The organism is Lentisphaera araneosa HTCC2155 (assembly GCF_000170755.1).
GTDB lineage: Bacteria > Verrucomicrobiota > Lentisphaeria > Lentisphaerales > Lentisphaeraceae > Lentisphaera > Lentisphaera araneosa.
Genome location: NZ_ABCK01000026.1, coordinates 47,176 through 70,386, shown reverse-complemented (window position 1 = coordinate 70,386; position 23,211 = coordinate 47,176). Strand labels below are relative to the sequence as shown.

The following is a 23,211-nucleotide window of genomic DNA, read 5'->3' as shown; positions in this document are numbered from 1 at the left end:
AGTTCTTGCTATATGACTACTAAACCCATAAAAACTCTCATCATTACTCTGTAATTGTATTTTTATTATAAAAAATGATCAAGTTCAACTTCACTTGCCTAGTATTTACTTATTTTAGATAACCCTAAATCCGTGAACAGGCTTTGGTAGGAGCTGTTAGCTATGTTATTTAAAATGAATTCTAATTTTTTCACAGGAATATCTTTAGATCTTTTGAAAAACTGTACCTTAATTGAGATAAAAGCCCAGATAATTAGCTTAATGGAGCTCAGAGATTCAGGATAATTAATTAGACAGTGTTTAAAGGCTACTATTGAACTTTGTATTTTAACACTCAGAGTTATATTTTGTGTTATTATCTAGATAACTTGAGTTCCTCATGGAAAAAAAATATCATACGCGCCAAACACTTCTCTCAAAAATCGCCAAGGCAGATGATGATCATTCTTGGGAAGAGTTTGTGCAATACTACCAAGGCTACATTTACGCCGTCATCCGCAACCTCGGTGTGAAACAAGAACTCATCGAAGATTTACTGCAAGATGTCTTAGTTAAAGTCTGGAAGTCTTTGCCCAATTATGAATACCGCGAAGGCGAATGCACTTTTCGAACTTGGCTTTGTCTCGTCATCAAAAGTATTGTCTATAATTTTTTCCGTAAAAAGTCCACCAGAAACGATGCTAAAAACACCGACTATGATGCCACCCTTCATGCACTCGACGCCATAACTGAGCCCGAAATAAATATCATCGCTGAAAAAGAATGGAAGATTTATGTCTCTAATTTGGCTTGGAATAATGTCAAAGATGAATTCCCACAACGCTGCCGCGAGATTTTCGAAGCCTCAATTCATGAGCCCAATACAAAAGTCCTTGGAGAGCGTTTTAACTTGACCGAAAGCTCCATTCGCGTCTACAAATCACGCGTCAAAAAAGTCCTACTGCGAGAAATGTCGCGTTTAAACCACGACTTAGGAGCCTAGATTTAAGCCCTATGAGTTCCGATGATGATTATTTCGACGAAAAACTCGCTGACTTTTTTGATGAGCTCGACGAATTAGATAATCTTCCACTTCTAGATGCAATTGCCACGATTACCGACCGTTACAGTGACTTCAAATACCTCGATGAGGGCGGCATCAAAATCATCCATAGCTGTCGCGACTTAAAAACGGGACGTGAAGTGGCCATGGCAAGCTTGAAAAAGTCAGCCAAAGATCAACAAAAAGAACTCTTTTTAAAAGAGGCTAGACTCACAGCCGCCCTACAACATCCCAACATCATCCCTTTACATGATCTAGGACTCAAAGATCAACAACCCTGGTTCACTATGAAACTTGTTTCGGGCTCATCTCTAGAACAGGTTCTTAAAAATTTAAAAGAGGGGAAATCCCAGCAATTTAGCGAACTCAATGAACGCTTAGATGCCTTCATGAAAATTTGTGATGCCCTTGCCTATGCCCATTCTCGTGGAGTCCTTCATCTCGATATCAAACCCGACAATATACAAATTAGCGACTATGGCGATGTCTTGCTCTGTGATTGGGGGCTCGCAAAAGTCATGGCCTCTGTGTGCGATGAAGAACTTCTCGAATGTTACACCTTCAACCCCAAAGGGGACGATCTCACTATTGATGGCCTTGTCAAGGGAACTCCAGGCTATATGGCTCCTGAACAAACGCGTTTAATTAAAGAAAAAAAAGGAGTTCATACTGATATCTTTTCTTTGGGCTGCGTACTCTACAAAATATTGACTCTAGAAAAGCCCTTTAAAGGCGCTGATTTAATAACAGTCATGAATAATACAGTCAAGGGTCATTATCGTAAACCCACTGAAATCAATTCACTTATACCGTCATCACTCGAAGCCGTTTGCCTCAAGGCCCTTTCTCCAAATCCTGAAGAGCGCTATGCCAGTGTAACTGATTTACAAAAAGAAATTCTCGATTACCGTCAGGGCTTTGCGACAGATGCAGAAAATGCTTCTCTACTTAAGTTAATGCGATTATGGTACAAGAGGCATCGCACCCTGAGTATTGCATCACTCATCATAGTATTTATCAGTCTATTCACTTCTTGGTTTGCTTTCAATAACCTCAAGCTCGAAAAACTCAACGCCCTGCAAAAAGCCGAAAAATCAGAGCTGGAAGCATCTAAACTAAAATTAGAAAATGAATACCATCGGAAATTCAACAAGGGTGCCGCTCCACGCTTCCTAGAGCGCGCACAACTTGCCTTCAACACACATCATTTTGACGATGCCATAAACTTCTGCAATAGCGCTGTCGAATTGGACCCCACACTACAGGATGCTTGGACCCTCAAAGGAACCCTGCACTTAATTTATGAAGAATTTAACAGTGCGATCATCGCCTTTAAAAAAGCTCATGAAAGAAAGAGATTATTAGAACTTGCCCAAAAATTTGCTCAGATCAAAAACGATGACAAAAGCGAGCTCAACACCGAGCAATTTACACTTTTATTTAAACGTATTCAACAAATGAACAATAATCATTTAACCGGCAGCCTCATCCATCACAAGGCCTATAGTCAGATAAGTTTAGAAAAAAGAGTAGAGCTCTCTAAGGAAATCATTTTAGCTCAAAATAATAAAGCCATCAAACGCCACACAAGTCCTTACAGCTTTAACTTTCACTTTGATCCTAAGTCCCACTCACTTGATCTCTCGAATAATCCTTGGATGCAATCTTGTTTAATCCTACAGAACTTCCCCGCTCACACAGCCGATTTGTCTAATACAGGTATAAAAAATTTCATCTGCTTTAGAAATCAGCCTCTGCGCTCTCTAAATGTAAGTAGAACTAAAATTATTGAACTCCAGACCTTAGAGAATAAGGACCTTAGAGAATTAAATATATCTCATACCTCTATCTCAAATCTGACTAAACTTAAAAGCCTGTCCATCCGAGTTTTAAACATCAGTCATTCTGCAGTGAGAGACAGTATTATTTTAAGAGACTTAAAAGACCTAGAAATATTAACTATCCACCCAGGCCAGCTTAATGCGCAAGACATAAAACAATTGAACAAAAAAGTCAAAATTATCATTTCAAAAAACTAATCAACCCGAACTTACTGTACAAAATATTATAAAAATTGTATAATCTATTGACCTCTTAAGTCCGTACTGTACCTTACACTATGGATTTTTATCACAACAGTCAATTCACCTATCTCGATGCTTCTCTAATAAATGAGAAGTCATTAACCCCCAGTCATCTACAAAAATCTACATCTCATCAACTCTTCTATCTCAGCAAAGGAGAAGTAAATTTTACTAGCGAGTCTAACGTGACTCCCCTCGAAGAAAATTGTATAATCCTCATTCCCGCGGGCACGCATTTTACCTTGAGTAGCAAGTTAAATTTCGACTTATTTAATTGCCAATTTAAAGCGCAAGTCTACCAGACTCTCGATCTTTTTGAATTCATGAACACACCGCCTCAGTTAAAAGTCGAAAAACCCCTTTTGACTGAAGAACTTTTTAAGCAATTGCTCAAACAAAACGGTGATAACCTTGAACGCTCCGCTATCATTCAACTACTCATTTGCCCCTTCCTCAAAGAAGTCAAAAAGAGTTCTTCAGCCCTGCACCGACTTCTTCCCATTTTTGACTACATCGCAGAAAACATCCGATACTCACCAAAAATTGAAGATCTCGCTAAGCTCCTTCAATTGGATAAAACTTATTTCATTAGCATTTTTCGCAAAATTGTGGGAGTATCACCGGGCCAATATATACAACAAGAAAAGATTAAAGAGGCTTGTGTCATGCTTCAAAATCATCATAAGGTCTCACAAATCACCCAAGAACTCGATTTTTACGACACCTCACATTTCTGTCGCATCTTCAAAAAAGAAATGAACGAGACTCCAAAACAATTCTTAAAGAGAATGAAGCAAGAAAACTAGTATCAGATCAGCAGGCTTAAGAAGCTATGTGAAAAATGGGATAAGCTAATTTCATGACTCAGGTATGTAGTCCACTCTTTAGAGTGCCGAACTGCAGAAAAAACAGGACCTAGAACTTATATTCCTTCGCAAGCTGAAGCTTGAACTACATACAAAAACCACTAGCGCAGCTTATTTATTCAAATCCAAAACGCTGTGCATCATTTCCCCAGTATCACCCACCATTAAGCAGGAAAAGCCCCTCGTACGGGCTCATCATTCCTGTGGGTGATCGTATTTATCATTTATGCATTTCTTATTTATCTAAAAAATATCTTCACTCTCAGCTTTTGAGTCACCTATATTACTTAAGCTTTTTTAGCTGTTTCTAATCTTTGATGAAAAATAAACTCCCACTTACCATAAGTAGTAGCACTCTTTAAAAACTCTGGTTAAGCAATTCAAATCACTTTCATTTAATTAAGGTACCATATGAATTTTACTAAAACTCTAACTGGCCTATCGGCTTTAATGCTGAGCTCAATGCTCACTCTAAGTGCGGCCAATAATGAAAATGCGTGGCGAATCGATACTGCTGAAGACTGGAAAACTGCACAGCGAGAAATCCAAGGTCTGAAAGTTGACGATAATCTGCTCAGCCTAGTCGATCAGCAGGGTGTCTACCACAGCAAGCTACAGCGCTTTGAACAAAAACGTTCGGCTCAATCAATGACTCTGACAGCTTCTACCAAGTGGGAAAACTGGGAAGCCACAAAGAAAAAAATCACTCCTCCCACACTCGGCGATGCCCCGATCTTTCTCGTCAAGGGCCCCAATGATTATTGGATCATGGGACGCAACAGAAACAAAAAAACTAAAGGCTTCGAAGCAAAAGAAGCCAATTTAGAAGGCTTTGATGTTCCCCTAAAAACCACTCCCCATCCCCACCTTTTCGATGCCCCCGGCGCCGCTCAGAGAAACCAAGGTGGCTACAATGCTTGGCAAAGCCGTGACATGATTAACTGGGTTCACCATGGCTCCGTCACTCCCAAACACGCCAAATGGTCCACAACTGCCGAATTCGTCGATGGCAAAGCCTACATTTATTACGACTTCCCCAATGATCAAGACCCCCACCTCTACATCGACGACGACCTCACTGATGGCAAGCCTGGCAAAGACATGGGGCTAGCCTTCAAAGACCCCTCAGATGGCTCTGATTGCACCATCATTCGTGATCTAGATGGCAAATTCCACCTCATTTACGAAGATTATAGCCCGATCAATGCCCGTAAACATTCCTGGGACTCGCCCTTAGCGGGTCATGCCATAAGTGAAGATGGTAAAGGCGATTTCAAGATTCTCGCCCCCGCAGTGGATGATCGCACTGAGCCCACGGGAAAATTCGCCGAATACCCCCACCCTCACTGGCACCTTGAGGACCCAAAAAACTTTCCAGGCAAAACGCTGCAAGAGGACAATCGCGAGTACCGTCTCAAGAAGGGCGACACAAGAGCTTTTGCCAAGTACGAAATCCACTCACCCACGCAAAACGCCTACGGCGACTGGGCCTCCATTGCTATTGGTGGCCAATACTACCTCGTTGGTGACTACCATCCCGCGAACAAAAAAATTCGCATCGGCATTTTCACCTCTCCGAGCCTAGATCAAAAATTTGAACTCATTGGCGAGCTAGGCAATGGTCACCCCGACCCGGATATCGGCTTTGCCGAAGGAAAATTCTACCTCATCAATCAAACTAATAAAGATTACGTCAGCCCTGGGCCATGGGTAGAAAAAGTCGAGGCACGCGTCGGTGTCGATACAACGAACGACGGCAAGGTCGATACTTGGAGTGATTGGCAACAAGTCAAAGAAAAATACGACTACATCAAAGGCTTCTCCAAACAGGTTAAACGCCTTCCAGCTTCAATGGACTTAAGTCAACTTCCGGAAGGCTACGGCTTCTGCTTTGAACTTAAGTTGAGCGATACAACGAAAAACAAATCAAAACCAGAAATCAATAGTTTCGAACTAAAATTTAAATAAACATGATGAAAATCTTTAAGCTCATTTTTAGCCTACTCTTTTTTGCATCGGGCATAGCCTTGCAGGCTAATCAAAACTCCCAGGAAAAGCCGATCAAGCTAAAAGAAAACATTGTATACAAAACGACTCCGGAAGGAAAATTACACCTGGATCTTTTTTATCCGGTGACTGAATTAAGTGGTAAATACCCCCTCGTTATCTATACCCATGGTGGCGGTTGGGCGGCAGGAAGTAAGAATAAAGCACAAGGCCGTGCCAATATCGCCAAAACGGTACGCGGCTTGACTGAAGCTGGTTTTTGTGTCGCTGCTGTTCAATACCGCCTCTGCAAAGATGGAAAAACGAGCATTCGCGATTGTGTAACAGATTCTATGGATGCCCTACGCTACTTGGCCAAAGAGAGCAAAGCTCTCCATCTCGATCCAAACCGAGTATTCACCTATGGCGACTCTGCAGGTGGTCACCTGGCTCAAATGCTAATACTTACCCAAGCAACTGACTTCCCCGGTACTGCCGAACTAAGTGGCCAAAATTACACCATGCTTGGCGGTGTCTCTTGGTACGGTCCCTGTGATTTCGAAAAAGCCGCGCTCTTCAATCACGATGATCGCCCAAAATTCCGCGATCGCTTTGGACCGCGTGTCCTCAAATCTGATTCCCCACCGGAGGATAAACTGCGCTTGTATCGCGAAGTCAGCCCAGTCAATTACCTTAAGCAAAGCAGTCCGCCATTACTGATGATTCAGGGCGACGGAGATACGACCATCCCCGTCAAACATGCTTATTATATGAAGAAAAAGGCCGAACTCATTAAAGCCCCCGTAGAAATCATGATCATCAAAAATGCCGGTCACAATTGGCGAAAATCCGATGGTTCCACACCCATTGCACCATCACATGAAGTGATCATCAAGCGCACCATCGATTTTCTAGTGACTGCACTCAATAAAACTTCTAAATAAAAACCCTCGATTCTTAGGAAACTATCAACATGACAAAAAAAGCAAGCCTCTCTAGTGCAATAATCATTGGACTTATCACTTTTCTTTGCTTTACTGGCATGGCAGCAGAACAAACACCTACTCAACCCAATATCCTATTTATCATGGTGGATGACCTCGGCAAAGAATGGATATCTTGCTACGGCGCTGAAGACATCAAGACCCCAAATATTGATGCTCTTGCCGCCGGTGGCATGATCTTTAATAATGCCTACTCCATGCCCTCCTGCACTCCTTCACGCACCACTCTTTTAACGGGAAAATACCCTTTCCGTACGGGCTATGTCAATCATTGGGACGTTCCGCGCTGGGGCATCGGCTACTTTGACTGGAAGCAAAAGCCCAACACCACTTTTGCCCGCCTAATGAAAGATCTTGGCTACCGCACATTTGCAACGGGTAAATGGCAACTCAATGACTTCCGCCTCGAGCCTCTCGCCATGCAGAAACACGGCTTTGATGACTGGGCCATGTGGACGGGTTGCGAAACCTCAAAAGACAAAACACATGAAAAAAAATCAACTCAGCGCTACTGGAATGCTCATATCAACACCAAAGAGGGCTCAAAGACCTACAAAGGCCAATTTGGTCCCGACCTCTATACCGATCATCTGATCAATTTCATGCGCAAAAACAAAGACAAGCCCATGTGCATTTATTACCCCATGGTGTTACCTCACACACCCGTAGCCGCCACTCCCGATGAGCCCAAAGCCAAAGGTGTCCTCGGCAAACACAAAGCCATGGTACGCTACATCGATAAGATGGTGGGCAAACTCGTAAATGAGCTTGATGAGCTTGGCATTCGTGAACGTACAATTATTATTTTCACCACCGACAATGGTTCCGCTCCACCTCCACGCGGAGTTATCGGCACCCGCAATGGCAGAAAAATCGTGGGTGCAAAATCCACAGAAACCGAAGTAGGCATCTGCGCCCCCTTTATTGTTAATGGCCCGGGCCTCGTTCCTGCTGGTGTAGAAACTGACGCCCTCACTGATTTCACCGACATGCTCCCCACCTTCCTTGAACTCGGTGGTGGCACCCCTCCTTCAGATCTCATCGTCGATGGCCGCTCTATCGCACCCTTAATTTTGGGTAAACAGCAGGACTCAGACCGCGATTGGATCATGGCCATGGGCTATGGTGGTGCCAAACTAGATGCGCAAGGTGTGCGTGGCGTCAATGATTTTTCCTCACGCATTATTCGCGATAAGCAGCACAAGGTTTATATCAACAACGAGAGAAAAATCATTCGCTTACACAATCTCAAAGAAGACCCCTGGGAAGAAAATAACCTCATTGACAAGACGAGCCCAGAGCTTCAACAGGCACTCGGGAAATTTCAGGCCGTACTTGATTTTCTACCAGAAAAGGATGCTCGCCCCTTGTATGAACCACGAGCAGCCAACCCCTGGGACCGTAACATTATGAAGAAAAGAAATAGATAAGAGGAAGCACATCATGACTAAAGCCATTATTTTAGGATTGCTCTTTTCTTTGAGTAGCTTTTGTAGTACGACCCCTCAATCATCCGTCGAGAAACCCAATATCCTATTCATAATGCTCGATGACCTCGGCAAAGAATGGATATCTTGCTACGGCGCTGAAGACATCAAGACCCCAAATATTGATGCTCTTGCCGCCGGTGGCATGATGTTTAATAATGCCTACTCCATGCCCTCCTGTACCCCTTCACGCACCACCGTCCTGACTGGTAAATACCCCTGGCGTACCGGCTGGACGAGTCATTGGGACGTGCCACGCTGGGGCGTCGCCTACTTTGATTGGAAGCTAAAGGAAAACTCCACCTTTGCGAGCCTCATGAGAGATAATGGTTACTCCACTTGCGCCGTAGGCAAGTGGCAGATCAATGACTTTCGACTCGAACCTCATGTCCTGAAGAAACATGGCTTCGATGACTGGGCCATGTGGACGGGCTGCGAGACCGGTAACGAAAAAGTGAGTGCGAGCCGTAATTATAGCCCTTACATCAACACGCCTGCAGAAGGCAGCAAGGTATACAAAGATGAGTTTATTGCTGACGTTTGCACCGACTACCTGATTAAGTACATGCGTCAGCACAAAGACAAAGCCATGTGTCTCTATTACCCAATGCCACTTCCGCATCCGCCGCTAATGGCAACCCCTGATGAGCCTAAGGTAAAGACCCGCATCGCTAAGCATAGAGCCTTGGTGCGCTACATAGACAAAACTGTCGGCCAGATAGTTAACACCCTTGAAGAACTAAAGATCCGTGATCGAACCATCATTATCTTTTCAACAGATAATGGCACCATCCCTGGCATCACGGGCACCGTGAACGGACTCCCCGTCAGAGGAGAAAAGGGACGAAAGTCGGAACGCGGCGTTTGCGCTCCCTTCATTGTCAACTGTCCAGGACTCGTTCCCGCTGGAATCAAAACCGACGCTATCGCCGATTTCTCTGACTTGCTTCCTACCTTCATCGAACTCGCCGGCGGCCAGATTCCAGAAGATCTCATCATCGATGGGAAATCATTTGCCCCCTTGATCCTAGGCGACAAAAACTACGTGCCACGCGAGTGGATCATGTCCATCGGCGAAAGCGCCGGTCAGATCACCAAAGACGGCGTGCGCAACAAAGACGCCTTTGGCAAGCGTGTCATCCGTGACAAGCAATACAAGGTCTGGGTATCGAACAAAAAGACGATCGACCGCCTCCACGATCTCAAGATAGACCCCAGAGAAAAAACAAACTTCCTCAATAGCAAGCTCCCAGAGCACAAACTGGCCCTAAAAAAGTTTCAGGCTATCGTCGACTCACTTCCCGATAAGGACGCCCACCGGGCCTACACACCCAGAGCGACTAACCCTTGGGACATGAAGCTCAAAACAACAAAATCCCCTAAGGCAATTAAATGAAATTTAGATCTCTTTTATCTAGCCTCATACAAACAACTCAACTTATAGGTGTCATCAGCTTATTAAGCTCAAGTTCACTCCACGCCAAAGACATCAAGCAAAAGCCCAACTTTGTCATCTTACTCGCGGATGACGTAAGCTCAGATAGCATCGGCTGTTATGGTTCTCCCAATCCCCATACCACACCCCATATCGACAAACTTGCCCAAAACGGCATTAAATTTACCAATATGTTTGTGAGCGAAGCCATGTGTGGCCCTGCTCGCGCCGAGCTATATACTGGCCTAATGCCCCAGCGAAATGGGACTTATCGCAATCATAAAGCCACAAACCCCGATGTTAAAAGTATGGTGCACTACCTCAACGATCTCGGCTACCGTGTTGGTCTGGCAGGAAAAAAACACATCGGTCCCGAGAATGTATACCCATTTGAAACTGTTCCTGGTATTTGTGGCAAAGCAGCCGAAGCAAAGCCCAAACCCGATGACTGGCGCGGAGTTCAAAGCTTTATCAAACGCGATCCCAATCAACCCTTTTGTCTCGTTATTGGCTCCATTCATGCCCATTCACCTTGGACTGTCGGGGACACCAAATACTGGAAAAAAGAGGAAGTCGTCCTACCTCCAAATTTAGTGGACACGCCACAGACAAGATCCGCCTATTGGCACTACCTGGCCGAAGTAAGAGAATTTGACCGTCAAGTGGGCGACACCCTAAAAATCCTTAAAGACAATAAGAAATTGGATAATACCATCATTATTGTACTGGATGAAAATGGCACTGGTATGGTGGGAGGTAAATGGACGGTCTTTGACTGGGGAGTTCGCTCAGCCTGTGTCATTAAATGTCCCGATAGCTGGAAAGCTAATTTTGCGACTGACGCCATTACTCAATACTGTGATATCGTACCGACTTTGATCGATGCCGCTGGTGGCACTCCTTCCCCCGATCTAGATGGCAGAAGTTTACTTCCTCTCATAAAAGGAGAAACAAAAACTCATCGCAAACAAGCCTTTTTCCTCTTTAATAACCGCGTCCACCAAACTAAAGGGGACCCCCATTTCAGCATACGATCCGTGACCAATGGCAAATATAAATTGATATGGAATCTAACACCACAGAACCTCTACGTGGTCAATGTCACTTCCACTGATTTAACTGGGAGAGTACGCCCCACAGATCACGGCCGCATATATGCATCCATGATTGATCGCATGAAAACGGATGAACATGCGGGAAAAATGGTCAATAGGATCCGGTCCAGACCACAGTATCAACTCTATGATTTACAAAACGATCCCTATGAACTTAAGAATCTTGCAGAAAACTCCGAATATTCTGCCATGATTTCAAAATGCAAAAAAGACATCAAGAAATGGATGAAAGATCAAGGGGATGACGGCCATGTAGATCCAGAGGGGATGAAGGTCATCAAATACAATGATTACCAATTCCCCTACCCCAAGACAAACTAAGACAATCAAAAAAATAGGACCCGAAAATGAAAGTAAGTAAGCTAGCCATATTTTTGACTTTTATACAAGTATTTGCGTGTTCCGCATACGCCCAAGGCAAACAAGCTAAGCTCAGGGTCATGTCCTACAACATTTATCGTGGCGGGGAAATGTTTGGACGAGAATTATCGCAAACCGCCAAGGTCATCCAAGAGGCCGAGGCTGATATTGTTGGCATTCAGGAACCAAGAAGCCCCAAGGGGTTTACGACGCAGAAACTGGCCAAACTACTTGACTGGAATCACTCTTCGAATATAAGAAAAGGCATCATCCTAACGCCTTATGAAATTATCGAGAACCTCGACGGCGGAGTCAAGATCAAGCTCCCTACGGGTCAGGAAGTCTATGCATTTAGCCTGCACTTGCCCTCTCACCCTTACCAACCTTATCAACTTCTAGGCATCCGTCCAAAATGGCATAAAAACACCAATAATATTGAATTTATCAAGACTGAAGCAGAAGCTATTGAGTGGGCAAAAAAGGCCCGTGGTGCTGAAATTAAAAAGCTCCTTAAAGTCATTAGCTCTCTCCCCGACAAAGAGGCTCCCGTTTTTGTAGTCGGTGATTTTAATGAACCCTCACACCTGGATTGGACCGAAGCGGCCGCCAAAGCCGGCCGTCATCCCATCAAAGTCGCCTATCCAAATTCCGTAGCCATGGTCAAAGCTGGCTTCAGTGATTCTTACCGCGTTATTTATCCCGACGAAATGAAAAATCCAGGTTTAACTTGGTCACCTAAATACAAAGCCGATGACCCCACCACCCACCTTGATCGCATTGATTTTGTCTACTTCAAAGGCAAAGGACTTAAAGTGACCGACGCCAAGATCATCGGCGAAAACAGCGAGAATGCCGATATCGTAGTTACTCCTTACCCATCTGACCACCGTGCCGTGGTCGCCACTTTCACGTTAGACAAAGCATCAGCCTTAAAGGAAGTAAAATAATGAAAAGATCTCCTTCCACAAGGTAGTGGCTCTAAATAAAAACTTAGGCTTTCTGGGTTCGCCAAGCTCCTGCTTGGCATTTCCTCACTCCCGTCAAAACCCTGGGTTCGCCAAGCTCCTGCTTGGCATTTGCTTACTCCCGTCAAAACTCTGGGTTCGCCACGCCCTATCTTTTGCGGGAGAAAGGGTGGAATTAAGCTTTTATGCGTCAATTAGTTGTATCAACCATAAAAAACTCTTGTTAATATTTTAATACCTTGAATAATAAGAAAAACTATGAGTACATACGATAACCCAAGTAATAAATTATCTTCTCTGCAAAAAGAACTGAATGAATGGCAGGGAGAACTTCGTCGGGAAATAGACTGCATCCCTGATTTAGAAGAGCAACTTGATAAATGTAAGCAAGTGACTACTTATTTACAGGATAAATCGGACGAAATGGAGGATAACTTTCGGGTACTTGTTCAGTGTCGATTGAAGTTCGAAAAAAGCCGCACTTCACCCGGCTTGATAGCTGTACTTTTTTCTTATCTCTTGATGCCTTTCTGTTTGGGTGCTTCTTTCATTAACCTTTTTACCAAAGGTACGCAGCGTGCCTATGATGAGGCGTGTAAGTATTTCGAAAGTTTGAATGAGAAAGCCATTGTGAATACAAATGTATGCGCTAAGGAGAGTCTTTATATTTCGATAATTAAACGCCTTAATCCTGACTTGAGCAAGTTAATAGCTCCAAAGGGGAATAAGGTTTTAGAACAAAAAGACTGTTGGGCAGGATGGAGCACTCCAAGTCGCGATTTACCGACATGGCCGTTCTCAGTTGTTTACTTAACGGTGCTGTCGATATTACTTTTTTCAGTAGCGGATTTTATCTATGCATGCTTTCCATCCTGGCTTGTGCCATCGGAATCCATCGTGGCAGCTCTACAGGCCCTTTCATTCGCACCTTCTAAATCAATGTTTTATGGTCTTCTCGTCTTATTATTGCCATACTTTTGGGGGCAATTTAGTTTTTTTAAATTTGCCTGTAGCAAGCTGGCTTTTTTATTTTTAGCACCTCTGCTAGGATTGCTTTTACTACATGCCTTACATTATTTAGCTTTTGGCGTAAATGCAGTTTACTACTTAATTGCTGGCTTATACCTAGTGGCCGTTTTGATTTATTGTAGCGGATCTTCGTCTGACACCCCGTTCGGCATATGGCGCGCCAATCGAAGTACAATAAAGATTAAATCCCAATACGGTTCCGAAGATGAAATCTATGGGCTTATTCGCGATGCGCTGGCAGCAGAAATAAATTGGTGGAATGTTGAGATTGAGGATACAAAGATTTTGATCGAATCAAGTCAGCACAGGGATATACCTAGGATTCAAAATAAGATCGAGAAACTACAAAATGAAATTGATATGGAAAATGCTCGATGGAAAGGTCTAAATGAGGTTGATAGATTGGCTGAGATTAAAGCGGTAGAGGAAATAAAGACTCTAAAAAATAAACAAAAAAATGACGACTTAGTCGCTCAAGAATTATTAAATTCAGCTAGGCGTCAGGCTAATGCAGCTGAGGCGTCTGCGAAAAATAAGCAAAAAAATGACGACTTAGTCGCTCAAGAATTATTAAATTCAGCTAGGCGTCAGGCTAATGCAGCTAATGCAGCTGAGGCGTCTGCGAAGGCATCTCCCAAGGCTCGCGAAATGAGATGTATTTACTGTCTTGTCAATGAGATAGGGTCTGCCAAAGGTAGTTGCCATAAAAGCCCGCATGGCAACCACGAGTGGCGCTAAATTCATTTTATCATGCCCCATCTTTATTAAAATGTTTTGGATTATAAGAGATAAACACCTGCTCCAGTAGATTTTACCTCGTCTCTAATCGCTTAAGCCCCCAAAGCTCGCCAAAGGAAACCCAAAAACTACCTATCCTTTTTAAAGGGTCACCCTGTCCCCAAAAACCATATATAATAAAAGTAAATAATTATGAAAAAAATATCATCTCTAAAGTATTTATTTGTCGTCGCGGCCATGACGGGCTCTGCAGTGTTCGGGCAAGGGCACATGGCCAAGCCAAACATCCTATTCATTTTCTCAGACGACCTGTCATACCGCGATTTGAGCAGCTACGGACAAGAGCAGTTTCGGACTCCCAATCTCGACCAGCTGGCGATGAACGGCATCCGCTTCACTCAGGCATATAGCGGTTCGTCGGAATGTGCGCCATCCCGGGGAAGCCTGATGACCGGAATGCACATGGGACATTGCCGCATTAGAGCAAATAGTTCAGTCCGGGGACAGGATCACCTCTTGAGTGAGGATATCACGGTGGCCGAGGTGCTCAAAGGGGCCGGGTACACCACAGGTTTTATCGGCAAGTGGGGCATTGGTTTGCCCGGCACCGAGGGAGCTCCTGACAAGCAGGGATTCGACTTTTCGTACGGATACTACGATCAGGCACGGGCTCATGGCTTCTTCCCTCACTACCTGATGAGAAACGGGAAGCCCGAGCCGATTCCTGAGAATTACGGATTCAACATGAAGCGTGTTAGCACCTACAATGGGCGTCCGGTAGATCGACTCGACGACGTGAAGAACGTATATGACGAGAACGGGAACCTCGTCCCCGACGGTGTCCCGGTCGCCGCTGCGGCAAAATATTCCGAAGACCTATTTCAGGATGAGGCTCTTTCCTTTATTAAAAAGAACCGGGACAAACCTTTCTTCCTCTATTACGCAACCCAACTTCCCCACGGCCCGTGCATCACACCCGATCTTGGAGCCTACAAAGACAAGCCTTGGGACCTGAAACACAAGGAATGGGCAGCCATGCTCGGCCACCTCGACCGCGGCGTTGGAAGGATGCTTGACCTTATGGAGCAGCTTGAGATCCTGGATAACACTATAATCTTCTTCGCCGGTGACAATGGATACAGCCAGTGGGGATACTTCGGTAGATCTCGAAATGAGGATGATTATCTGTTCAAAAACAAAGGTCCATGGCCGAAAGGGAAATTCACCTCCACCCATGAAGGCGGCGTGCGAGTTCCTTTCTTCGTCTATTGGAAGGACAAGATTAAGGCAGGAGAAAATGACCACATCTGCGCCCTGTATGACGTATTGGCAACGCTAGCCGACCTAGCAAGTATCACTCCCCCGAAAAACGATGGGATCAGCTTCGCCCCGATACTGCTCGGCAAACCGGATGAACAAGAGACACATCAATATCTCTATTGGGAGAATGGAACCATGTCACGGCATGCTCAAAGTATTCGCTTGAATCAGTGGTGGGCATACCGGGATCACCCTTCCAAACCGATAGAGCTATATGATATCACTGAGGACTTTGCGTGCAAGAATGATCTAGCAAAAAGCAATCCGGAGCTCATCGACAGAATCAGGCAGATCTTTACCGAAGCCCATATCGACAGTGAGTGGTATGTGAACCCGGGCGAGAGCAAGAAGCAGACATCTGCGAAACGGGACAAAGCAATATCCATGAAAAGCATGCAACGTTCAACCGGGGCAAACACCGCCTACAGAGGACGAACCGAACCAACTCCTGCAGGCGAGGTCCTAAAGGTCGCGCCTAAGGAGTGACCTTAGTTTGTAAAAAAATTAAAAATAAATTGTTGAAGAAAATGGGGACAGCTTAAAAGTATCCTGTCCGCAAAAACTGCAAAAAACCTGGGTTCGCCAAGCTCCTGCTTGGCATTGGTTAAGAGTAGCCTGTCCCCATGGTTAAGAGTAGCCTGGTTAAGAGTAGCCTGTCCCCAAAACTCTCTGGTTAAAAGCCTGTACCCAAAACTCTCCAAACTCTTAGGGTTTTATAATGACTTCAAACTTTGATTTCAGTTCTTGAACTTCGATATCGGAAAATTGTCCTTGATGTATAAAGATTTTTTCCAGAGTAGTGAGTTCCTTTAAAGTATGAGTAGTTCTTACCGCGGAATGACTGAGGTCTAAAATACCTAGTGACATCTCTCTTAATTTATGTAAGTTAGAAATGCCCGTGTGAGAAATATTAAGCTCAATTAGACCGAGATTATGTAAGCTATTAAGTCCAACAATTGCACTGAAACTGACGTTTAAAGAGCGTAGAGGCTGTTTTTTAAAGCAACTAAAATTTTTGATGCCTGTATTAGAGAAATCGGCACTATGGGCAGGGAAGTGCTGGAGGATAAGCGCAGTGCGTATCCAAGGGTTATTGGATAAGTCTAAATGTTTACTCGTGGAGTCATAATGAAAGTTCATTTTCACACTTCCCTTGAAACGCCGGTCAATATTTTTTTTATTGTGCAGTAGGATAACTTGCTTACATAAGTCAATCCGCTCTTGAATAGGAAGACTAGATTCTGACTTGCGATGCGCAATACCGCCAGTTAAATAGTAGATTTTTTGATCTAAGGAACGTTGGTATAATTGCAGAAAATCCGGAAGACTTAGAGCTTGGGTATCATCCTTTTTTATCAAATAGTAATCCTTTGCTAATTGATATAAAAGTTCTTTTGATTGACTCTTCTCGAGGGATTTAAGAGCTGCGCCAAATTGCTCATGAATAATATGCAGAAGCCCCTTGAGTTCCCAAGCATCTATCAAAGCGGGGTCGAGTTGAACCGCACTATCGACAAAATTGAGTGCATCCTCAAAGTTATAAGAACTGAAGGCACTTTGAGCTCTTTTAAAAAATCGTGGGGCAGACTCTTTATTGAATTTTTTGTGGAATTCATTTTCGAGTTTTAGTTTAGATGCTTCGAGTTCTGACTTTTCGGCTTTTTGCAGGGCATTGATTTTTTCGAGCTTGAGGTTATTGACTGCAAACCAAGAAGTGAAAAGACTAATGGCGAGGATTATAATCGCCGCAAAGCTTAAAGTTTTGTGGCGTATTAACCAGAGCTTTATAATTTTAATTAAGGGTGCATTTTCGGCTTTGGTGGCAAAGCCATTGCGATAATTTAAAATTTCTTTTTGAAGGCTAGCTACATTTAAATAGCGTTTTTCGGGGTCGACTTCCATGGCTTTTATGCAAACAGCCTCTAAGGAAGGGGGGATATCGCTATTGATTTCGGAAGCTTTGCGGTAGTTTCCACTCACTGTATTTTGCATAATTTCAGCTACATTACTTCCACCAAAGGGCTTCTCGAAAGTAAGGATTTTGTATAAGACGCAGCCTAAAGAAAAGATATCGGTATAAATGCCCTTTTTGGACTTGGATAGGGATGTTTGTTCAGGTGCCATATAGCAAGGCGTTCCCTTAACTAAGCCATCGAGGGTTAAATCAATATCTTTTGGGTTGAAGGAGTAGCACTCTAAAAGTTCTTCATCACATTCCGCGGCCATGACTTTGGCTAAGCCCCAGTCACATAAAAGCACGTCGCCATATTCACTGATTTGGATATTATCGGGTTTTATGTCGAGGTGGAGGATACCTCGTGAATGAGCGTAGGCTACGGCATCGCAAACTTTAATAAAGATATCTAGTCGGATATTGAGATCCTCGGCTTGTTGAGATTCGCCTGCTTTGACTTGCGAGATCAACTTTTCTAAAGAGGTTCCAGATACAAGCTTCATGGTGAACCATGGCTGTTTATCTTTAAGGCCCAGATCGTAGAGTGGAATGATATTGGGGTGCTGTAAGGCCGCCGTGAGCCTGGCTTCTTTCAAAAAAGCTTCTTTTTGATTGTCACGGGCTTTATTCTTGAGGCTGGCCATGGCGACAGTACGACCCGTTTGAAGATCTCTGCAAGTTTGGATGAGTTTCAAGCCACCTTCATCAATGTATTCAAAATCACAATAACGATCTTCAATGGTGGAAATCATATCTAAAAGAGGGACTGGGTCTAAGTCTTTAAGATCATCAAAAAAACCGACGAGCTTTTTGTCGAATGACTTCACCCTTTTGCTCATAAGAAAATTTTACCCACCCAATTCTTCGTTGAGGCGAGACATTTCTCTTAATAAAACTTTTCGAACACGAGATTTATAGACGCGAACGGAGGACACGCTAATAGCGAATTTTTTTGCGATGAGCGCATTATCATCTTGCTCTAAAGAAAGTTCAAAAACTTCAATTGTACTTGCATTAAATTCACTTTTGATATTCTCCCAGGCCATACTTGAGATATAGCTTTTCCATTCGAGTTCGGCAATTTTGTCAATTTCGGGTTCAGTAATGGATTCCAAGTTATTGAGTAATTCCTCGTGACTAATATTTTGATTTTGGTTTTTTGTAGATCTTTTTCGAAAGTGATTAAAGACAATGCTTTTGATCACTAAGCATAACCAAGTTCTAAAAGTACATTCTCCTTTGCGATACTCATATTTGGGCAAAGATTTCCAGATTTTTAACAGCACATCCTGCAACAAATCTTCGGCAGTATCCTCATCAACATTGAAATTACAGATGACAACATAGATGTAGCCTTCATAATATTTAACAAAATCATCCCACGACTTCTCATCATTGCTGTCAATGAGTTTACATAACAGCGTTTGTCTCGTGTTGTATTCTTTTGACATGTACTTCCCGCATTGATTATTGACTCATAACTTTAATGCTTAGGTCCTAATATTACTATGTTAAACTGACTATTAGCTAGTACCCTGCCCCCAAAACTCTGAGATAAATACCTGATCAAATCGCTTTTATGTTGTAGCTAATCGCGCAAAATCTCAAAGATCACCAAGGGAAAGCCAAAAACACTCATCCTTTTTAAAAAGTAACCTGTCCCCAAAACTCACTATATGGAATATTAAGTTCATATTCTCTAAGAATGGGTTTAAGTTTTTTAACCCAAATCAGGTAGCCTTCGGCACTCAAATGTAAGTCATCACGGGAATAAAACGGTTTATTGATAGAGCCTTTTGAATCGAGGGGAAATTTGCTAAAATCGCGATTGGCCACCATTTTTATTATCGACAATTTGTGGGTTGAGTTTTTTGAGGGCTTTAACGCGCCCATTTTCAGGTTCCCGCCACGGCAAAGCATCTTGTGATCCTCAGGCTTACTTATAATTAATATTCTTCATTAATTGCTAAACCCACTTAAAGCCCCGAACAACACTGTATAATAATTCGAAATTAATGTACAATTATATTAAAACTCAAGAATGATCCCTAATGAAAAAATGGCTGAGGCCAAGAATGCCGCTAGTTAAAAACAACCTAGGCAAGTAGCTCACTCTTTAGAATTAAAAAATAAAACATCGGGGCGGCTACAATTACGTCATTGCTAGTGCATGAATAAATCCAGGATTTTATTAATCATGTTTTTTGATTAATTCAATAGATTTTTCAGCAAAACGCTCGCCTAATTGTTTGTAACCTTCTATGGAATAGTGAAGATTATTTTTCAATTTTCGGCCATTTTCCCCTTTCCCATCATTTAAATCATCTGTGTTTACCCAGGCACTACGTGGGTTAGACTCGGCTACTTCCATTTGAATATCACGAATCATTGTCCAATGAGGAAAGCGTTTATTTGTTAGATCACAATCACTTAATCGTCCAATAACTACATTAAGATCTTTGCGACCTAAATCATTGCTGAGTTGCTCTATTAAACCAATCAAACTCTTCTTATACACGTCTCCATGCTTCGCTTGAGCATCAGCCTCTCCCTGCATCCAAACAAAGGTCACAGAACTAAATTTATGCTTTTTCACAATCGGTAAAATCTTCCTCATCATTCGTTTATAAAGCATACCAGTTGATGTGGGTTTCTCTCCATTTGCAGGCTCCCAGTCCTTATACCAACGACGTATGGGCTGCCCTCCTTGAGCATCATGAATAACAACAACATTCTCTTTTCCAAAAGCTTTCTCTACAGCTGGTATAAAAGCAATATTAGGATCCATATATTTCATATTTGACTGACCCGAGAGTATAAAAAGATGCTTACCTTTGTCGGCAGCATTAACAGAGGATAGACTAATTAGTACGACGAAAATAGCTGTATAGAGAGATTTCATTTTTTATACCTTTCATATTTTATTTATTTGAAATTGTGATGTGATTATATGCGGAATCACTTAAACTTAAGTTGATCAATATCCTGAATTTTTAGACCAGCTAAAGTAGTATGGAGTTCTTATTGGAACTTCAATAAAACCTTGATTTTGAAAACCTTGCCCGACATGCCCATCAATGAATAAACGGTTATTAAGTCCATCATGATAGAGACTATTTGTCAGATTAGCATCTCCTCCATTTAAATAATACTTAAGGTCTGTTTCTCCAAGAAGCATTGCATGTGAAGGCTCCGAAACATTAGTGGTTTTAATCGGAGAATACAGGGCACTTTGGCCTCCCCAACCTGCCCATTGAGGCATTGCATAACCAGTAATATTTGTACTAGTTCCATACACAGGGACATTAAGTGAATCATTACTAGGACATTTAAAGATATTGCTATCAATACTTACCTCAACCTCGCGCATGGGGCCCGTCTCCTCTCGGTCTATGCTTAAATAAGGTGCTAAAGTCCAATACCATGGTCGTGAATGCGCATTAGGAGTATTACCACGAACCTCTGGTAAGAACTGATCATTGTCGAGCTCGTACATAGTCATCGCCAAATGAATTTGCTTAAGTTGGCTCTTGCATACTGTTTGCTTTGCTTTTTTGCGGGCTTTTCCTAAAACGGGCAAGAGTAAGCTGGCCAATATCCCGATAATCGCTACCACCACGAGTAATTCAATTAAAGTAAAAGATTTATTTAAGATAACTCTTTTCTTTTCATTATTTTTGCCACCTAAAATTCTCATAGAAACCTCAATATTAAATTTCAAAAACTTATGTTCCTATGATAGTGAACCCGCAGCATAAGAGCTTGATACAGTAAAATTGTTTTTTTTTGGAAAAATCTCAAAAAGTATCCTGCAAAAAAAACCTGGGTACTTTCCACCTGCTTGGCATTTGCTCACTCCCGTCAAAACCCTGGGTTCGCTTGGCTTACCCAAGTCCTATCTTTTGCGGGAGAAAAGGTGGAATTATGCTTTCATACTGCATTTAGTAGTATCAAGCTTCACAAACTCTGGTTAATTAGTTCCAAAGATCTTTATATAACTATTTCAAAGCCCACGGAGATTCAAAATGCCCATTACCCTTCCACCGATTAGTCGCCGTCAATTCATCAAGAATTCAATCGCTCTGGGTGGCACCGCTTTTATAGCGCCTAGTGCCTTGGCCTCCGCAGAAAGTGAAAGCATCCCCTTAGACCCAAACCGCGTCGCTTTGTTTTCAGACACTCACATCAGTGCCGACCCCAAGCAATCCTACCCAGGAACCAAATGGCCGGGTTCGCCAGTCAAAGATGGCGATCATGAATGGGTGAACATGGCCGATGCTTTTACTCAAGCAGCCAATAGCGTTATTGCTCTCAATCCTCGCCCAGCTCATCTCATCATCAATGGTGATTGCGCTCTCAGCAATGGCAAAGAAGGCGAGTACAAAGAACTCTTCAGGCTCATTGAGCCACTGCGTGCGGCCGGCATCACTGTACATGTCACCATTGGTAATCACGACAATCGCGAGAAGTTGTGGAAATTGCTTCCCTTCCTCAAGAAGCAGCAAATGGGGATTCATGCTGATGTAATTGAACTGCCCCATGCCAACCTCATACTTTTGGATTCAAAAACCCGTTCCTTAGGTGGAAATCAGTTAGCTTGGCTCAGCCAACAACTCGACCAACGTGCGGATAAGCCCGCCCTCATTTTCAGTCACTATAATCCCTATGCTAACCGTGGCGTACGTCCTATCCCAGGCTTGCGTGATGGCAAAGCGCTCTTGAAACTTCTGGCTAAGCGAAAGCACGCAAGGGCCTACATCAATGGACATACTCATGAGTGGCAGCACGATCAACAGGATCATCTCCATATCGTCAATCTACCCGCGGTCGCCTACTACTTTGGCAAAGGTCACGCCAATGCTTGGGTTGATATGAAACTTACAGAAACTTCCGCTGATCTCGAGTTACAATGCATCAACTCCAAACACAAGCAGCATGGTGATCGAAGACAGCTCATTTTAAAAAACATCTAGAATCCAAGGAACTTAGAATGAACTCCATTAAATTATTAGCCCTTACTTTTGCCTACTTGTGCATATTCACAAGCAATCTCACCGCTTCAGAGCCTGACAAATCCCTTACCGTACGCGTTGCTTCTTATAACGTGGAATTCGGCAAAAGCGCCACTCCCGAACAAATTGGCGAAATGTTTAAGCCCTACAATTTGGATATCATCGGTTTTGACGAAGCTCCCGATGGTGATTGGACCGCTCGCGTCGGCAAAGTACTGGGCATGAAGTACAGCTTTGTGGGCAAAATATCTTCGGCCAATCACAAGGATAAATACAAGACGATTCTCAGCCGGACACCATTAGAAAGAAAAGTCGAGCATGATCTAAGTGTTGACCGCAGACGCTGCTGGAATCCTGCATCGGCAGTGAGGGCGGTGACTAAGATTGATGGTGTTGCCATCGCCTTTTACTCACTTCATATCTGTAGTACGCGCGACCGTGAAAAGATTGGGCATGCCTACAAACTTGTCGGCGAAGTTTTACGGAAAGAGACGACGGAGAGGGTGATCGTCGTCGGCGATTTTAACAACAATATTGGCGACGCGGCCATGAATACCTTCAAGAAAGCGGGTTTCAAAGCAACGTGGAAAGACCTAAAGATTGACGTCTCCAAGGAATACACCTACAACGCCTTCGACCCAAAAAAGAATCTCGGGGTCATCGATCACATCCTCTGCAAGACCTCGGCTGGAGCCAAGGTAACAGCGGGCGGCATCATCGAACTCAAAAAGCCCCTATCGGATCACAAACCCATCTGGGCAGAAATCATCTTCCCCCGCGAACTCAAAACTAAAAAGACCTTATAAAAATTCAA

General features: G+C 43.3%; 18 protein-coding genes. 13 read left to right on the top strand and 5 right to left on the bottom strand.

The features are described from left to right. Positions 1-379 precede the first annotated feature (379 nt). From LNTAR_RS20065 to LNTAR_RS20015, 11 genes are all read left to right on the top strand, one after another. The gene (locus tag LNTAR_RS20065) at positions 380-982 is read left to right on the top strand and encodes a sigma-70 family RNA polymerase sigma factor (protein WP_007280593.1); all 603 of its coding nucleotides are present in this window, start codon (positions 380-382) and stop codon (positions 980-982) included. Between the two features lie 11 nt (positions 983-993). Beyond that, the gene (locus tag LNTAR_RS20060) at positions 994-3,081 is read left to right on the top strand and encodes a serine/threonine-protein kinase (RefSeq protein WP_007280592.1); all 2,088 of its coding nucleotides are present in this window, start codon (positions 994-996) and stop codon (positions 3,079-3,081) included. An 80-nt stretch (positions 3,082-3,161) separates the two neighbouring features. Next, entirely contained in the window at positions 3,162-3,932 is a 771-nt protein-coding gene (locus LNTAR_RS20055) for an AraC family transcriptional regulator (protein ID WP_083800100.1), read from the top strand. A 471-nt stretch (positions 3,933-4,403) separates the two neighbouring features. Beyond that, entirely contained in the window at positions 4,404-5,960 is a 1,557-nt protein-coding gene (locus LNTAR_RS20050) for a glycoside hydrolase family protein (protein WP_007280590.1), read from the top strand. Between the two features lie 2 nt (positions 5,961-5,962). Continuing rightward, the gene (locus LNTAR_RS20045) at positions 5,963-6,922 is read left to right on the top strand and encodes an alpha/beta hydrolase (RefSeq protein WP_007280589.1); all 960 of its coding nucleotides are present in this window, start codon (positions 5,963-5,965) and stop codon (positions 6,920-6,922) included. A gap of 29 nt (positions 6,923-6,951) precedes the next feature. After that, on the top strand, positions 6,952-8,412 hold the full coding sequence (locus LNTAR_RS20040; protein WP_007280588.1) for a sulfatase family protein: 1,461 nt from the start codon (positions 6,952-6,954) through the stop codon (positions 8,410-8,412). A 13-nt stretch (positions 8,413-8,425) separates the two neighbouring features. Continuing rightward, positions 8,426-9,865 (top strand): sulfatase-like hydrolase/transferase, encoded by a 1,440-nt coding sequence (locus LNTAR_RS20035; RefSeq protein ID WP_007280587.1) that lies wholly within the window; start codon positions 8,426-8,428, stop codon positions 9,863-9,865. Next, positions 9,862-11,340, top strand: a complete 1,479-nt coding sequence (locus LNTAR_RS20030) for a sulfatase family protein (RefSeq protein WP_007280586.1) — start codon at positions 9,862-9,864, stop codon at positions 11,338-11,340. The genes LNTAR_RS20035 and LNTAR_RS20030 overlap by 4 nt, the downstream gene beginning before the upstream one ends. Before the next feature lie 26 nt (positions 11,341-11,366). After that, positions 11,367-12,326, top strand: a complete 960-nt coding sequence (locus tag LNTAR_RS20025) for an endonuclease/exonuclease/phosphatase family protein (RefSeq protein ID WP_007280585.1) — start codon at positions 11,367-11,369, stop codon at positions 12,324-12,326. 276 nt (positions 12,327-12,602) lie between these two features. Beyond that, positions 12,603-14,111, top strand: coding sequence for an SNARE domain-containing protein (locus tag LNTAR_RS20020; RefSeq protein WP_007280584.1), 1,509 nt, complete (start codon positions 12,603-12,605; stop codon positions 14,109-14,111). Between the two features lie 192 nt (positions 14,112-14,303). Then, complete coding sequence (locus LNTAR_RS20015) at positions 14,304-15,917, top strand: arylsulfatase (RefSeq protein ID WP_007280583.1); 1,614 nt, start codon at positions 14,304-14,306, stop codon at positions 15,915-15,917. 219 nt (positions 15,918-16,136) lie between these two features. Here LNTAR_RS20015 and LNTAR_RS20005 read toward each other — a convergent pair whose 3' ends face one another. From LNTAR_RS20005 to LNTAR_RS26155, 5 genes are all read right to left on the bottom strand, one after another. Then, on the bottom strand, positions 16,137-18,224 hold the full coding sequence (locus LNTAR_RS20005; protein WP_083800099.1) for a serine/threonine-protein kinase: 2,088 nt from the start codon (positions 18,222-18,224) through the stop codon (positions 16,137-16,139). A gap of 9 nt (positions 18,225-18,233) precedes the next feature. Beyond that, positions 18,234-18,836 carry an RNA polymerase sigma factor gene (locus tag LNTAR_RS20000; protein ID WP_007280581.1) on the bottom strand — a complete coding sequence of 201 codons (603 nt, stop codon included), beginning with the start codon at positions 18,834-18,836 and terminating at the stop codon, positions 18,234-18,236. A gap of 193 nt (positions 18,837-19,029) precedes the next feature. Continuing rightward, positions 19,030-19,305: a S8e ribosomal protein gene (locus tag LNTAR_RS19995; RefSeq protein ID WP_007280580.1), complete on the bottom strand. Its 276-nt coding sequence runs from the start codon at positions 19,303-19,305 to the stop codon at positions 19,030-19,032. 271 nt (positions 19,306-19,576) lie between these two features. Continuing rightward, positions 19,577-20,287, bottom strand: coding sequence for a sialate O-acetylesterase (locus LNTAR_RS19990; protein ID WP_007280579.1), 711 nt, complete (start codon positions 20,285-20,287; stop codon positions 19,577-19,579). Positions 20,288-20,362: 75 nt separating this feature from the next. Further along, a complete protein-coding gene (locus LNTAR_RS26155; RefSeq protein ID WP_007280578.1) occupies positions 20,363-21,106 on the bottom strand; it encodes a type II secretion system protein in 744 nt (247 codons plus the stop codon). 304 nt (positions 21,107-21,410) lie between these two features. On the opposite strand from LNTAR_RS26155, the gene LNTAR_RS19980 reads away from it, so the two are divergent. Together LNTAR_RS19980 and LNTAR_RS19975 are read left to right on the top strand one after the other, a co-directional pair. Next, a complete protein-coding gene (locus LNTAR_RS19980) occupies positions 21,411-22,358 on the top strand; it encodes a metallophosphoesterase family protein (protein ID WP_007280577.1) in 948 nt (315 codons plus the stop codon). A gap of 17 nt (positions 22,359-22,375) precedes the next feature. Next, positions 22,376-23,203 carry an endonuclease/exonuclease/phosphatase family protein gene (locus LNTAR_RS19975; protein WP_007280576.1) on the top strand — a complete coding sequence of 276 codons (828 nt, stop codon included), beginning with the start codon at positions 22,376-22,378 and terminating at the stop codon, positions 23,201-23,203. Positions 23,204-23,211: the final 8 nt, after the last annotated feature.

Bases quoted from the DNA above. Each gene is read 5' to 3' on its own strand.
- LNTAR_RS20065 (WP_007280593.1), top strand. From the start codon at position 380: ATGGAAAAAAAATATCATACGCGCCAAACACTTCTCTCAAAAATCGCC.
- LNTAR_RS20060 (WP_007280592.1), top strand. From the start codon at position 994: ATGAGTTCCGATGATGATTATTTCGACGAAAAACTCGCTGACTTTTTT.
- LNTAR_RS20055 (WP_083800100.1), top strand. From the start codon at position 3,162: ATGGATTTTTATCACAACAGTCAATTCACCTATCTCGATGCTTCTCTA.
- LNTAR_RS20050 (WP_007280590.1), top strand. From the start codon at position 4,404: ATGAATTTTACTAAAACTCTAACTGGCCTATCGGCTTTAATGCTGAGC.
- LNTAR_RS20045 (WP_007280589.1), top strand. From the start codon at position 5,963: ATGATGAAAATCTTTAAGCTCATTTTTAGCCTACTCTTTTTTGCATCG.
- LNTAR_RS20040 (WP_007280588.1), top strand. From the start codon at position 6,952: ATGACAAAAAAAGCAAGCCTCTCTAGTGCAATAATCATTGGACTTATC.
- LNTAR_RS20035 (WP_007280587.1), top strand. From the start codon at position 8,426: ATGACTAAAGCCATTATTTTAGGATTGCTCTTTTCTTTGAGTAGCTTT.
- LNTAR_RS20030 (WP_007280586.1), top strand. From the start codon at position 9,862: ATGAAATTTAGATCTCTTTTATCTAGCCTCATACAAACAACTCAACTT.
- LNTAR_RS20025 (WP_007280585.1), top strand. From the start codon at position 11,367: ATGAAAGTAAGTAAGCTAGCCATATTTTTGACTTTTATACAAGTATTT.
- LNTAR_RS20020 (WP_007280584.1), top strand. From the start codon at position 12,603: ATGAGTACATACGATAACCCAAGTAATAAATTATCTTCTCTGCAAAAA.
- LNTAR_RS20015 (WP_007280583.1), top strand. From the start codon at position 14,304: ATGAAAAAAATATCATCTCTAAAGTATTTATTTGTCGTCGCGGCCATG.
- LNTAR_RS20005 (WP_083800099.1), bottom strand. From the start codon at position 18,224: ATGAGCAAAAGGGTGAAGTCATTCGACAAAAAGCTCGTCGGTTTTTTT.
- LNTAR_RS20000 (WP_007280581.1), bottom strand. From the start codon at position 18,836: ATGTCAAAAGAATACAACACGAGACAAACGCTGTTATGTAAACTCATT.
- LNTAR_RS19995 (WP_007280580.1), bottom strand. From the start codon at position 19,305: ATGCTTTGCCGTGGCGGGAACCTGAAAATGGGCGCGTTAAAGCCCTCA.
- LNTAR_RS19990 (WP_007280579.1), bottom strand. From the start codon at position 20,287: ATGAAATCTCTCTATACAGCTATTTTCGTCGTACTAATTAGTCTATCC.
- LNTAR_RS19980 (WP_007280577.1), top strand. From the start codon at position 21,411: ATGCCCATTACCCTTCCACCGATTAGTCGCCGTCAATTCATCAAGAAT.
- LNTAR_RS19975 (WP_007280576.1), top strand. From the start codon at position 22,376: ATGAACTCCATTAAATTATTAGCCCTTACTTTTGCCTACTTGTGCATA.